Source organism: Polyangium fumosum (assembly GCF_005144585.1).
GTDB classification, from domain to species: domain Bacteria; phylum Myxococcota_A; class Polyangia; order Polyangiales; family Polyangiaceae; genus Polyangium; species Polyangium fumosum.
This window is the reverse complement of sequence record NZ_SSMQ01000019.1, coordinates 135,904-149,520: the sequence shown is the minus strand read 5'-3', so window position 1 is coordinate 149,520 and position 13,617 is coordinate 135,904. Positions and strand designations below refer to the sequence as shown.

General features: G+C 67.0%; 8 protein-coding genes. 1 reads left to right on the top strand and 7 read right to left on the bottom strand.

Going from position 1 to position 13,617, the window contains the following annotated elements:
- Positions 1-57 precede the first annotated feature (57 nt).
- From E8A74_RS19875 to E8A74_RS19845, 7 genes are all read right to left on the bottom strand, one after another.
- Entirely contained in the window at positions 58-471 is a 414-nt protein-coding gene (locus E8A74_RS19875; protein ID WP_136930611.1) for a hypothetical protein, read from the bottom strand.
- A gap of 6 nt (positions 472-477) precedes the next feature.
- A complete protein-coding gene (locus tag E8A74_RS19870) occupies positions 478-7,047 on the bottom strand; it encodes an RHS repeat-associated core domain-containing protein (RefSeq protein ID WP_136930610.1) in 6,570 nt (2,189 codons plus the stop codon).
- Positions 7,048-7,180: 133 nt separating this feature from the next.
- Positions 7,181-8,929: an RCC1 domain-containing protein gene (locus E8A74_RS19865; RefSeq protein WP_136930609.1), complete on the bottom strand. Its 1,749-nt coding sequence runs from the start codon at positions 8,927-8,929 to the stop codon at positions 7,181-7,183.
- A 75-nt stretch (positions 8,930-9,004) separates the two neighbouring features.
- Complete coding sequence (locus E8A74_RS19860; protein WP_136930608.1) at positions 9,005-9,763, bottom strand: hypothetical protein; 759 nt, start codon at positions 9,761-9,763, stop codon at positions 9,005-9,007.
- Positions 9,764-9,807: 44 nt separating this feature from the next.
- Positions 9,808-10,842 (bottom strand): SDR family NAD(P)-dependent oxidoreductase, encoded by a 1,035-nt coding sequence (locus E8A74_RS19855; RefSeq protein ID WP_232379657.1) that lies wholly within the window; start codon positions 10,840-10,842, stop codon positions 9,808-9,810.
- Positions 10,843-10,920: 78 nt separating this feature from the next.
- Positions 10,921-12,447, bottom strand: coding sequence for a mechanosensitive ion channel family protein (locus E8A74_RS19850; RefSeq protein WP_136930607.1), 1,527 nt, complete (start codon positions 12,445-12,447; stop codon positions 10,921-10,923).
- Positions 12,448-12,480: 33 nt separating this feature from the next.
- A complete protein-coding gene (locus E8A74_RS19845) occupies positions 12,481-12,990 on the bottom strand; it encodes a hypothetical protein (RefSeq protein WP_136930606.1) in 510 nt (169 codons plus the stop codon).
- An 83-nt stretch (positions 12,991-13,073) separates the two neighbouring features.
- Here E8A74_RS19845 and E8A74_RS19840 point away from each other — a divergent pair, with 83 nt between their 5' ends.
- The gene (locus E8A74_RS19840) at positions 13,074-13,592 is read left to right on the top strand and encodes a hypothetical protein (RefSeq protein ID WP_232379656.1); all 519 of its coding nucleotides are present in this window, start codon (positions 13,074-13,076) and stop codon (positions 13,590-13,592) included.
- Positions 13,593-13,617: the final 25 nt, after the last annotated feature.

Genomic DNA, 13,617 nt, shown 5'->3' with positions numbered 1-13,617 from the left:
GCGGGTGGTTTCGGGAGAGGGGGAGGGGCCTCCCGAGGGCTCGACCGAGCGTTGCCATCACATGGCGAAGACGATGGCTCGATGGAGGTCCACGGCCTGGTCCCATGCTCCCGGCGGCGGCTCCTCCCCCTGAATGCATACTCTCCGCCCGTCGAGCGCGATCCATACGGACCGGGCAAAAGCTGACAGCAGGACCTCACCACGCATGGAGTGCTCCCCGTGTTGTGGCGCCGCGACGACTCGCTCGAAGAGTTCGGTCTCCGAATGTCGCGCATCATGCAGCCAGTCGATCTCGCTCCCGATGATCCACCAGCCGTCCCGCTGCCGGATGGTGCAAGAGCCACGACCCAGTTCCAGCACGTCGGCCATCAAGTAGGCGAGCAAGTAGATGGGCTCGGGCTTGCCGAGGGGGAAGAATTGCTGAGGTCGTGTACGAACCCACTGGAGAGCATCCAAAGGCTGGAGGTTCATGCGTCGTCACGGGGTGAAGGGCACGACGGTGATTTCACCCGCCGCACGCAATTGATTGAACTTGCCGAACGATTTCACGGGTACGATTGCCTCGTCTCCTAAGAACCGTCCGAACTTGCCCAGAGCGCCAAGTGGGCTCAACTGAAGCCCGCCGAGCCGCCGAACAGCAGCGTCAGAGAAACTGTATTCGAGGATCGCTCCGCTGCCTCGCCTAGTAGCGAAGTAGATAGCATCGTCAGCGTGCGTGGCCAAGAAGAAGCCGGGCGGGCCATCGATCTTGCCCGCTGCGGCCTTGGCCGCATCCAGCGGCTTTCCGTTGAGAAAGCTGAGGGCCGATTCTAGATCTGTCCCATGATACAACTTGAGCCTGCCGCCTCCTCCCCTCGCAGCCCCAGCAGCCAAATTCCTCCCACCGCCCACGAGCACCCCACCCGCAACGGTCTGCACCACCATCTTGACCGCGTGATACCCATGCGCCCCCGCCGCCCCATAATCCCCTCGATCGACCGCGTCCTTTAGCTCGCCCACACTCCGCAGCGGATTGAGCATCCCGAGCAGGGCCTTCGCTGCGCCTGCAATGCCCCCCTCCTCGTAGCCACCGACGCCGGTAGATATCACGCCGGTCCAGAACTGGAACCCCTTGTAGGCGAAGTAGAAGTTCGGCGCAGCGAGGATCGCTGCGCCGGCGATGGCCGTGTCGGTCATGTCCTCCGCCCATTCCGAAGCGAACCCGCCGAGCGTCTCCTGAGCGACGTCCCAGCCGTCCGTCCTGTCCTCCTCTCCGCCCCCGGGCGCAGGCTCCGCGCGAAAGGCCGTCGTGGTGCCAATCATGCCGAAATTCGAGTCCGTTCGCAACGCGCCCGACTCGATCGACGGCAGGAGGAAGGACGTCACCGGAGTCGCGCGCGGCTGCCCGAAGACGTACACCGTTTGACCACCATCCGAATCACGCGGCACGTCGGGGGCCCCAGGGCCCGTCGGACTGAACCCACTCGGATCCGTGAACGTCAGCGGGTTGTTCTCGACGTACGAATACGGATTCCAGCTCTGCCGGGAATACAGATTCGGGACCAACGGATCCGGCGTGAGGAACCGCCCGATCTTCGGGTCGTACATGCGACCGCGCATGAACACGAGACCGAGCTCCTCGTCTCCGAGGTGCCCGGTGAACCCGAGCGACATCTCCGACGAGAAGGGGCCCGCGGGCGGCGTTCCCCATTGCGGGTTTCGCCGCGCGCCGAACGGATCGTAGCTCCGCCGCTCGACTGCCGTGCCCGTCTCGTTCGAGACGACATCCACGGAGCCGAGGTGATCGACGTGCAAATACCGCCGCGTCGTCGCGGCTCCGGAACGCGTCACGACGGCGACCGTCCGTTCCCCCGACTTGACGTGGTACCGGTGCTCCACGGCTCCCGTGGCGAGGTTCGTCACCCGCTCGTAGAGCTCGTCCACGTAGACGGATACGAGATCCCCAGCCGTCTTCCGGATCCTTTGCTGGTCCCCGTCATAGTCGAACAGCACGTCCCCGGCGCCATTGGTCGGGGTCAGGCGCTTCGGCAAGTCGAATGCCGTGTACTCGACCGTCGCATCCGGCCGCCCGATTTGATTGCCGACCGCATCATGCACGTACGAACCGAGCTGCGTATTGCTGAGTACGTGCGGGCGGTCGAGTTCGTAGGTGTACGTGCCCCCGCCGGGCGACGTCGCCAGGTTGCCATTGGCGTGATAGGTCCACGACCGCGCGCAGGGAGCTTCCCCGTCGAATGTCGCGCACGAGAGGCGCTGGAGCGCGTCGTACTGGAACGTCTCGACCTGTGGGACGAGGTTCCGCAGATCCTCGCGCCGCGTGACATTCAGCACCTCATCGTACCCGAACGAGAGGTGCTGGAGCGTTGTCGCGGTGGTCGTTCGGATCGAGGAGATCCGGTCCCGGGATGGATCGTAGACCCGCGTCGTCGCGGCCCCATTGCCGAAGAGCTCCCCGGTGATCCGGCCGGCGCCGTCCACGCTCGTGAGCGCCCACGTATCCACGGCGCTGCCGACCTCGCGTACCTTGACGAGGTGCCCCGCGTCGTCCCACACGTTTTCGATTTCGAAAGAAACCCCCGCCGCCTCCGGGTACGTGACCTTCGAGAGCCGGCTCAGGGTGTCATAATCGAATCCGATCGAGAACGTCTCCCCATCGATGTCGAGCTCGCTCGTGGTGGTCCGTCCGGCTCCGTCGTAGCTCCACCGATTCGTGTAGCCTTTCGGGCTCTTCACCTCGTCGATCGCGCCGATTCCATTCGGCTCCGTGTCCCACGTCCAGAGCGTCTCCCCATCCGCGTCGACGCGCCTCGTCACACGCCCGAGGCGGTCACGCTGCAAGAGCGTCTCCCGCCCGAGCGCGTCCCGCGTCCACCAGGGGTCGCCGAATCCGGTGTAACGCGTCACCGTCGTGCCGCGGTCCAGTTCGTGGAGCGTCCGAACACGCCCGAACGCGTCCCGCTCCATGGTCGTCATGGCATTGCTGTTGCCATCAACCTCCGTGACCGTCCGCAGTCCACCGAACGGTCCGTAGCCATACGTCGTTTCCTTGTCGTTGGCGTCGATGACCCTCACGATGCGGCCGAGACCGTCCACGTGCGTTACCGTGTGCCCTCCACGCGCATCGAAGAGCCACACCTGCGAGCCCTCATGCTGCGTCCTCGTCACGCCCCCCCAGGGAGAGGTGTGCTTCGTGACGCGGCCAAGGCCATCGCGCTCGAACCGATGGTAATGCCGATCGGCTTCGAGTGTTGTCTCCGAAGTGGGCATGAGGACACGCTCGACGTGTTCCCCGAACGAGTCATACGTGATTTCACGTAGCGTCCTCGGACCAAGCACGCCGGCGAGCGTGGTTCCACGGGACCATTGCCGGATCGGGCGCCCCAAGCGATCGAGCTCGACCTCTCCGGCACCCCACCCTGGCGTGGTCGTGCGCACGCGGACCACGTTGGCTGCGTCGCGCAGCGTCATCGTCGTCGTCTCGACGCCACCCGGCCGTTTTTCCTTTACGACCCGCCCGAAGTCGTCGAGCGCCCATTGCGTGACGCGGCCATTCGGATCGATCGCCGTGAGCGGAACGCCGAACCCCGGATGGAACTTCGCGAAGCTCAAGTGCCCCTTCGCGTTGCCACGCACAGCCGGGAAGATGCCTTCCGGCTCGTAAGCCGTGCACGTCGCGCGCCGCCCCTCGAACGCATCCCGCGCGACCGTCTTCGTGATGTTGCCGAAGACATCCCGGCCGAACGAAAACTCCACCCACGAGTCCGAATCTCCGGGCGAGCTGACGGTGATGAGCGACAGGCGACCGCTTCCGTCGTACTGGCGCGCTCCCGTACGGCAGAGCGTCTGGCCCCCGGCGGTGCTGCAATGCTCCTGTGTCTTCAGGAGTCCGATTTGCCATGCCGGCGTGTCATTCTCGAACGTCCGCGTCACCTCCTCGAGCGTTTCCGCCTGCGATTCGAGCGTGCCGCCGAAGAGGTCGAACTCCCGTGCGACGAGCGTCTTCTCCGCGAGCGCGTTCCCGAAGTCGTCCATATCGAGGAGCATGTGGATCGACTCCGAGAGGCGCGTCGTGTCGGCGGTCCCCCCGTACGCGGCCTTGGTGTAGACGTCGAAGCTCCCCTGGTAGTCCGCGGCCAGCACCAGCAGATTGAGCTCTGCCTGCTCCTTTCGCTCCCGGCGGTACACCGGCGTGGTGAAATAACTCGTGCCCCCGCTCGACGGCATCACTTGAGACGTGATCGAGCTGAACGAGAGCTCGACCGTGACGTCATACGTCTTTCGTGTCGTCACCCATTGCATCACCTGCGTGGGCACCCCCGCAAAAGGGAACGTGCGAAAGCCGGGATCGTACGTCTTGTTGTCGTAGATCTCGATCCGCCCCGCATCCTTGTCCACGTCCCGCACCACCCGCTCGGCGAAGCCAAGGAAACCACGGCCGAGACGATGGAAGCGCGCATCCTTGTAACGCAGCTCGTAGTGACGCGGTTTTTCCCCCGCCGTATCCACCTCGTACGCCGCGACCACCCGCCGCGGCCCCGCCACGCACCGCACAGGGTACTCGCACCCCTCCGCCCGCTCGTACACGCTCGGATCCGCGAGCGTCGCGTACTTGATCGCCACGCCGGGCCGGAACTCCGGATCGCCGGGCTGGTGGCGCGCCATTCCATCCGTCACCGACGCGAGCGTGTCCACGTGCGCCGCGCGGTTGAGAAACACGCGAAATTTCTCATCAATCGGAAGGAGGACGTCGCTCGCGCCGTCCCCGTTCGCCTCCATCACGCGCGCTGCGAACGGATGCGCGATGGTGGCCCCGGCGGCGGTGAGGAGCGTGTCGAACGTGATGTCCGGTACATCGACGATCTCGAACGTCCCATCCCCGTGCGATCGCAGCACCGACCAGTGGGGCACGCCGCCGGCGAAATGGTTCAACGGGATCAGCAAATCCTGCAGCCCATCTCCATCGAAATCGATGGGCGCCCCGAGCTGCGCGAACGTGTCCGACGGGAGCAAGACGCCCGGCAACGCGTTCACGCTCGGCAAATACCCAGCGCCTGTGTTCAAGAACGTCGCGGGCTGGCCATTCGAAAAGCCCGTCTGTACCGCGTCAGGCAAGCCGTCGCCGTTCACGTCGAGGAAAAACATGCCGCCTCCCGGCGGCACGGTGGGGAGGTCTTGCGCTGTCGCTGCGAAGCTCCCCGGCCCCCGCCTCGTGACGGCGACGTATTCATTGAGGAATTGCGGGGATCCGTCCGGCAAGATCCGCACGTCGGGGACGACGAGCTCGCTTTTTCCATCTCCATCCACATCGACCGTGTAGAGATCCGAATCGCAGGGCTGGATCTCCAACGTCGGGATCACCTCGGTCGTAGCGGCAAAGCCGCCGGGGGTGGGCGCCCACGGGCGGTACGTCCATGCGTAGAGAACCGGCGCCTTCGTGCACGTGACGAGGTCCGCCATCCCATCGCCATTCATATCCGCAAGGTGCGCAGAGGCGTCGGGACCCCGGAGGCCGGTCGGGGCGCTCTGGTTACCGGGGAATGGACGCGGGACGCCGGTATCATGAAGCTCGAAGGTGGCGTCGGCCTGCGTGCGGTGCACCTTCCACGTCGTCGCATTGCCGTTCATGTCGTGCAGGAACAGATCGAGCTTGCCGTCGTGGTCGATGTCGATCGGAGTGCCGCGCTCCAAAATCGGCGTGGAGTAATCATCGAAGTCGAGGAAGAACGCTCGCTTGAATTTGGCGGCGAACGGGCTGGCTGTAAAGAAGTACGTGACTGGCGGCGGTAGCACCCCCGGCTCGCCGTCGGCCATCACCAGGTCGTCGAGCCCGTCTCCTTCGAGATCCGTGGTGATCACGGAAGCGCCCGCATGCAAGGGTACCCCAAGCATTGTCGGTACGTCCTCGAACCCGAGCGGCGGCGTGTTCCACCCAAACCGCGTGGCCGGCTTGCAGAGGCCTTGCGCCGTACATTCCTTCAGCGAGGAGAGCAGACTCCGGCCCGTCGTCGAGCTCGACGTATATGCGAGGTCGTACTGCCGGACGATCGTATTGAGGGGCGCCCTCATTTCGATCCTGGAGAGCAGCCGCGACGTTCGCAGCTTCATCCCGCCCGTGAACGTGGTCCGCACACGCTGCGCTGGGCGCTCGTCGTACACGAACACCACCGAACGCGACGGAGGCAAGTTCGGGTGCCCGGTGTACGAGATTCGATCGGGCAAGATCTCGGTCGTATAAGGGTGCGCCGGATCCTCGACATTCTTGTCGTTGTGGTATGCGAATCCGATCCAGTTTCCGCTGCGGTCCCTCGATCGGGCCGCCCACCACGCCCGGACCGCTCCATTCGAGGCAAGCGCCTTGCTGTCGTCGGTCGTTCCATAATCGACCGTCAGCCCTTCTTTCGTGTAGGCGCGTAGGCTCGACGGTCCCAGCGTGGGATCCCAACCTGCCGGAAAGAAGGCGAGCACCTTCGTGAAGGACTCGGGGATGGTACGATATTCGATGACGCCTGCCCCCTCGCCGACCTTCACGAGCCGCCGCCCATCGATGCACAACCGATCCTTGTCGTCGTACGCAATCGGCGCGATCGCATCATCCTGCGCCTGGTTCTTCGGGCAACGTGTCACTCGCGAGAATCCGGACAATGAAACACCGAATCCCACGGCACCGTCCCCGGATCCGTCGTACTCGAGCGCAATTCTGGGCGACATCCCTGCGCGCCCAGGAGCGGCTTCGAGCGGCAACACGTATCGCGCGTCCCCCGTCGGCGTGACGCTGAACGATCCCGCGGTGGCCCCGGCATCGGACGGCTCGCTGGACGAGGTCAGGTCCGCGGGAAACACCGCTCCCGACGTGGGGCATTCCGGGTCTGGCAGAGGGCCAGGTGTCGGTCCCGGATCATTCGGTCCCTCCTGGGCCAGGCGGGCTTCCTCGAGCCTGGGTTCGCCGTGCCCGGTGCAAGCGCCCGTCGCGAACACAGCCACAACGAAGAAGAGGAGGGGGAGAAGGTGCTTTCCGGAAGTATGCCGAGACACGCGGGGGGCGACCATGGCGCGCACTAAGCCTGCTCTCGGTCACGTCTGTCAATGTGGACGGATGGCGAGACCTTGCTATCCGCTGGAAGTGGATAAGTTCAACCGACGCTTCGCGCCGAGGCTGCCATGCTCCCGCGGGCACACGGCTTCACCACAAGCTTGCACCTAGATCCACTAGCGGAAGCGCGTCGCCCATCTCTCCTGGATCGTCGCCCCGGTGCTCGTGGTCGCCGAGCCCGAGCGCTCCAAATGTGTTGTCGCCCCAGCATTTGACGCGACCTTCCTGGAGGATCGCACACGTGTGGGAGCCGCCCGGAACGACGGCGACGGCCACAGCGTCTGCGCCGAGATCGATGTAGGGCAGGTGATCCCCCATCTCGTCCGGACCGTCACCGCGGGCCTGCGTGTCCCCGAGACCGAGCCTGCCATACCCGTTGTGGCCCCAGCATTTCACGCGCCCGCCGTCGAAGAGAGCGCAATTGCCTGCGATTGCGATCGCCGTTACGCCGACTCCAAGGTCCACGGCCGGCAAAACGTCGCCCATCTCCCCCGGCTCGTCTCCCCTGGAAAGGCTATCCCCCTGCCCGGTCGATCCGTTGATGCCGTTGCCCCAGCATTTGACACGACCCTCGTGGAGGAGCGCGCAGGTGTGCTGGCCCCAGGCCGCGATGGCCAGAGCCTTCGCGCCGGTCCCGAGGTCGATGGCAGGAAGCGCGTCGCCCATCTCGCCCGGGTCATCCCCTCGCGTCTCTTTGTCCCCGGTTCCGAGCTGGCCCGAAAAACCGTGCCCCCAGCATTTCACGCGCCCGTCCGCGAGCAGCGCGCAGCTATGGTACTGGCCGCCGGAGATGGCGCGGACCACCGCGCCGGCCCCCAGGTCGACGGCCGGTAATGCGTCGCCCATCTCGCCCGGTTCATCTCCGCGGTCCTTCATGTCGCCCAATCCGAGCGCACCATAGGTACCGTATCCCCAGCATTTGACGCGCCCGTCCGCGAGCAGTGCGCAGATATGGGAGACGCCTGCCGCGATGGAGACCGCGGTCGCGCCCGTACCGAGATCGACGAAGGGAAGCGCGTCGCCCATGTCCCCCGGCTCATCGCCCACGGATTTGCTGTGACCAAGGCCGAGGACGCCGTTCGAGTTATTGCCCCAGCATTTGACACGTCCATCACGGAGCAGCACGCAGGTACGCCCACTGCTACTGACCACATCGACGACCCGCGCCCCCTCCCCAAGCTTGACGGCCCGCAGGTGCTTGCCCATCTCGCCGGGTTCATCCCCCAAATCCTCGAACTCCTCGCTTCCGATCCTGCCGCTCGATGCGCTGCCCCAGCAGCGAGCTTTCTCATCCGGAAGGACCGCGCAGGTGAATCCACCGCCTGCGCTCACGAGCTTTCGGTGCCTGCACCAGGGCGAGCACAAGGGACCGCCATCGCACTCCTCCCCGAGCTCCCGCTGGAGGAATCCATCGCCGCAGAAGGGCGGCATGCAGAGCGGCGTGCAGGCGTCCGTCGGATCGGCGTTGCCGTCGTCGCAGGTCTCGCCGAAGGCGAGGACGCCGTCGCCGCAGCACTGGGCATCCGGTTCGTTGATCTGGCCGTCGCAGTCCTCGTCGCGCCCTTCGGCGTCGCACTGCTCGACCATGGGGGTCGTTTGCCCGATGCACGCGCCGACAAGCTTCCCATGCTCGTCGCAAGCCTGCTCCCCGCTCGCGCAGATGCCCACGTTTTCGGTGACCGCGGGGCCGGTGTAGCAGGAGACCGGCACGAAGGGGACGCAGGCCATGGGCTCGTCGTCGCCGGACGTGGCCGTGAGCGAGAGATCCGTGCGGCCACCACAGGCGAGAATGCCGGAGACAAGAGCGAGGAGGAGGGGGCGCATCTGCGGGGAGGACATTCCGGGGAACTCGCCGAGCACGGGGACATACGGATGTCAAGCGTGACGAGCCGGGGCGTGGTCCCCTCGAGAATCTCAGCCTTCGCTCGTGCTTGCGCCGGACGCCGCACCCGCGGGCGCCTCCGAGCCATCCGCCTTGTCCTTGGCGGGCTTCGTGCTCTCCCATTCGCGAATGGGCCGGAGCAAGGCGTCGGCGCGCGCGGCCGTCTCGGGCTTGCCGCGCTTGACCGTGCCGGCCACCTGGATGACGTAGGCGCGAATCGAATCGAGCAGCGCGTCCTTGCTGTCGCGCACCTCCGGCGCCTCCTCCGGGACCACGGTCGTCCCGATGACGGCTCCATACACGGCATGCATTTGCTTGAGCAGCCCGAGGACGTGGCCCGCGCCGATGGCGTCGATATGCGTGGTGAGCCCCTCCCGCTCAATGGTCGAGAGCTTGGTCTCGATCGCCGCCCACTCCTCCTTCACCTTCAAGTTCACGAACTTCCGCCCATCGGCAAAGACGCGATCCATGAGGACCACCGCGTCCTCTCCCGCCGGCAGGAACTCCGCGAGCGAGGCCCATGCCGCGCAGATGTCGTGGAAGGCGCCGCCGACTTTATCCACACGGCGATCCGCCTCCTTGACCGTCACAAGGCCGGAAGGCGTCTTCGCGACGGCCTGCAGGAGGACGATGCGATCCGAGACGATCTGCGCGACCGCCTCCGTCACGCTCGCAGGGAGATCGTTGTACTTGGAGGCCGCCGACTCGACGGCGCTCGCCAGAGCGATGGCGCCATTCGAATCCACGCGGGGGAGCTGGACGAGATCAACAGGGGTGAAGGTACGGGACATAGGTGCCGCACCGTACGTGTTTCAGGGGGCCATGTCCAGCCGTTCTACACCGGCGGCTCCTCGTTGTTCTCCCGCGCCGCGCGGTCCCCGAGCTCCAGCAGGCGCGACCCGGGCAACGTCGAATTGATCTCGCGGCCCCTCCACCGCTCCACGCTATGGCCCGGCGGCGGCAACAGACGCGCGAGCGCCGTGGCCATCAGCCCGAACAGCCGTGGCGCGAGGCCGTGCAACACCGGCAAGATCCTCCCCACGAGCCCGAGGTGCACCTCCCGTTGCCCTTCCCGTGCCGCGCGCACGATACGCTCGGCCGCGACACGCGCGTCAATCGAGAGCAACGGCAACGACGAGAGCACGCTGAACCAGGCGAACTCCTCCTTTTGCCGCCCGAGGAACTCCGCATTGTAGAACGAGCCCGTCCGCATCGGCCCCGGCACCACCGTCGTCACCTTCGTCCCGCGCGCGCGCAGCTCGGCCGCGATCGCCTCCGAAAAACCCACCATCGCGAATTTCGACGCTGTGTAGCCGAGCATGTGCGGCAGCGGCACGCGCCCGCCGACCGAGGTCACGTTCACGATCCGCGCGTCCGGCCCGAGGTGCGGGATCGCCGCGAACGTCATGTGCGCCGCGCTCCAGAAATTCGAGCGCATCGCCTCATCGACTTTCGCCGTGTCCATCATGTCGAGCGGGGCCACCTGCATCACGCCCGCGTTGTTCACGAGCACGTCGATCCGCCCGAACCGCGACACCACACTCTCGACGAACGCGGCCGCCTCGGCGGGATTGCCGAGATCCCGCGCCTCGCCGAGCACGTCCGCGCCGTGCCGGCTGAGCAAGAGCCGCGTCGCGCGGTCCACGGCCTCCGCGTCCCGCCCGCAGATCGCGACGTGCGCCCCCTGCCGGACGAGCTCCTCGGCCATGAGCAGCCCGAGCCCGCGCGACCCGCCGGTCACGACCGCGACCTTGCCTTCGAGGCGAATGGCGCGCGCCCGACGAGCGAGCCAGCCGAACGACAACCCCAGCACCGACAGCCCGGCCAGCGCGGACAACCGCGACATGCGCCCGTGTAGAAATCGCGCCACGGCTCCCTCCCTTGGCTTTCGAGGGGCAAACCGCGTACCACGACGAAGGGGCGACCAGGCCCGGCCGCCCATGCAATGTTACAACTGGAAAAACTGCCGGATCTTGGCGAGCAGCGCCGAGCTCTTCGCTTCGGCCTCGGCCCGCGTGCTCCGGGAGGCGCGCGCGGAGAGGTTTTCCTCCAGGGCGATCTGCCGATCGACGAGCGAGCGCGTGATCTGCTCGACGAGGCGCGGATCCGCGGCGAGCACCTCCTGGAAGGCGCCCTTGTTCAGCTCGACGAGCTCGCAGTCCGTCGTCGCTTTCACCGTGGCGGCGCGCTTCTCGCCCGTCATGAGCGACATTTCCCCAAAGAATTGCCCCGGGCCGAGCCGCGCCACTTCGGCGACGCTCCCGCCCTCGCCGCGGCCCACGATCACCGCGAGCTCGCCCTTCTGCACGATGAAGAGCTCGCTGCCCGTCTCGCCCTGACGAATGACGGCCTCGCCGGGCATGAAGTGGCGCGTGCGCGAGAGCCCCGCGAGCCGCTCCAGCGAGGGCTCGGGCAGCGGCGCGAGGAAATCGACCGCCTTGAGCGCCGCCTTCCGGCGCCCCGCGTCCTGCTTCGTCTCCTCCGCGCGCGACTCCGCCGTCACCGCGTGCATGTGCACCGTGCGCATGCCGTACGGAATGGTGATGCCCGCCCGCTTGAAGGCGTGCCAGATCCGGTGCCGCACCGTGGAGTCGATCCGGTCGCGCAGCGCAAAATCCTCGATGAAGTAATTGACGACGTACTCGATGCCGTTGTCGTTGAAGCCCCGCGTCTGCGCCGCGGGCGGCGGCTGCGAGAGGATGCCGGGGATCTCTTGAATCGCCTGGAGCAAGGCGTCCTCGACGACACGCGGCGAGGCATCGTAGGGCGCGTGCACCGTCACCGTGCGCCGCGCGATGTTCGTGGGCTTCGTGAAATTGCGGATCGTCGTCTTCGCGAGCACGCCGTTCGGGATGATGAGCTCGACCTGCTCCAGCGTGAGCACCGTCGTCGCGCGCCAGTTGATCTCGATCACCCGGCCGATGAGCCTCGCATCGGCGTCGAGCCCGATCCAGTCGCCGACCTCGAACGGCCTCTGCGCCTGGATCGCGAGCCCGGCGAAGAGGTTGCCCAGGGTCTCCTGCAGCGACAGACCGATCACGGCCGTGAGCAGCGCCGAGGTCGTGAGCAAGGAGCCGGGCTCGACGCCCACCTCCCGCAGCACGATCGCCAGCGCCCCGAGGTAGACGAGCCCCTGGACGATGTCGCGGATGATCCGCGGCAAGGGCTTCGACAGGCGCGCGCGGACGACCCCGTCGACGACGAGCACGAAGAGCGCACGTGCCAGCGAGAAGAGCAGGAAACACAGGCCGAGGACCTCGAGCCCGCGCTCGATCTTCCCTTCCGGCAGCGGCAACCGGGCGAGCACGGTGAGGACGTGCAACCCGAGCAGCACGAGCGGCGTCCGCAGCGTGGCGCTTCGCTCGGCGCGCGGCAGGGCGAGCGCGCAGAGGAGGAGCACCGCCGCGCCGATGCCAATGCCGATCGCGCCCGTGCCGAGGGTATGGACGACGTGCTGGGAGAGGTCGGAGCTCACGCTTTGCAAGGAAAACCCGGTTTGGCGGCGCCCTCAGGGGCAGCCCTGGCCCGGCCCGTCGCAATCGTTGAAACAAGACTGGCAGACGAGGCAGATCGCGGTCTCGTTGTAAAGATCGAGCCCGTCGGGGAACGTCTCCAGGCACTTGTTGAAGCAGAGCTGGTCCTGGCAGCTCGGCAGGCAATTGAGCAGGCCCTCGCAGTCCGGCATCGCGAGGCACTTGGTCCACAGACCGCTACACGATCCGTTCGTCGAGCACTCGACACAAACCCCGCAATCGCCCTGGTTGTCGCAGGCCATGGGGCCGGTCGAGGCGCTGCTGCTCACGACGCTCGGGCCGCCGGGGCCGGGGCCCACGCTCGACACGCTGGGGCCGGGGCCCACACTCGAAGTAATGGATGCGGGGCCGTCGGACGAGGACTGGCCCGTCCCTCCGGCCCCGCCCGTCCCCTCGCTCGGCGCGTCCACGACGACCTTCGCGCCGCAACCCGCGGCGAGCCCGAACCCGAGGGCGACCATCGAAAGAGCGACGGCGTGCTTCATCGCGCGCAGCATACATCCACTCCGCCGGGAGCCAGCAGGATCTTTCTTCCCCTGGGCGCCGGTTCGAGGCATGAATGGGGGCGATGGGCGAGGCCCTCTCCCGCGTCCTGGATCCTGCTGCGCTCGACGCCTGCGACAAGCCACGCGGGCGGCACGTGATCGAGGTGCCGCGCGGCTGGGCCGGCGCCGTGGTCGAGGTCGTGATCCCCGCGCGCGTCACCTGCGCCCGCTGCGACGGCGGCGGCTGCGATGGATGTGGTCGGCGCGGAGGCCACCGCGTCCCGGGGGATCCGACGGCGCGCCTCGTGCGCGTGCGCCTGCCGAGCGAGATGGAGGGCCGCGTCGTGCTGCGGATCCTGCGGCCGTTTGGCGAGGAGGGCGTGGGCATCGCGCAGCTCCACCTCGAAGCGCGCGCGGGCGCCGCCGCGAGCGCGGGCGTCACGTGGTGCGAGGCGGCCGCGCTCGAAGAGCCGCGCGCCGAGGGCGCAGAGCGCGCGGAGCCTCGTGTTCCCGTGCCGCGGCTCGGCGCCCGGAAGGCCGCGGCGTACGCGACGATCGCCGTCGCGCTCGCCGCGCTCGTCGCGTTCGTCGTCGGGCGCTGACATCCGTTCGCAGCAGCGTGTACGA

Excerpts from the sequence above, each read along its gene's own strand:
- E8A74_RS19875 (WP_136930611.1), bottom strand. The coding sequence starts at position 471 with ATGAACCTCCAGCCTTTGGATGCTCTCCAGTGGGTTCGTACACGACCT.
- E8A74_RS19870 (WP_136930610.1), bottom strand. The coding sequence starts at position 7,047 with ATGGTCGCCCCCCGCGTGTCTCGGCATACTTCCGGAAAGCACCTTCTC.
- E8A74_RS19865 (WP_136930609.1), bottom strand. The coding sequence starts at position 8,929 with ATGTCCTCCCCGCAGATGCGCCCCCTCCTCCTCGCTCTTGTCTCCGGC.
- E8A74_RS19860 (WP_136930608.1), bottom strand. The coding sequence starts at position 9,763 with ATGTCCCGTACCTTCACCCCTGTTGATCTCGTCCAGCTCCCCCGCGTG.
- E8A74_RS19845 (WP_136930606.1), bottom strand. The coding sequence starts at position 12,990 with ATGAAGCACGCCGTCGCTCTTTCGATGGTCGCCCTCGGGTTCGGGCTC.
- E8A74_RS19840 (WP_232379656.1), top strand. The coding sequence starts at position 13,074 with ATGGGCGAGGCCCTCTCCCGCGTCCTGGATCCTGCTGCGCTCGACGCC.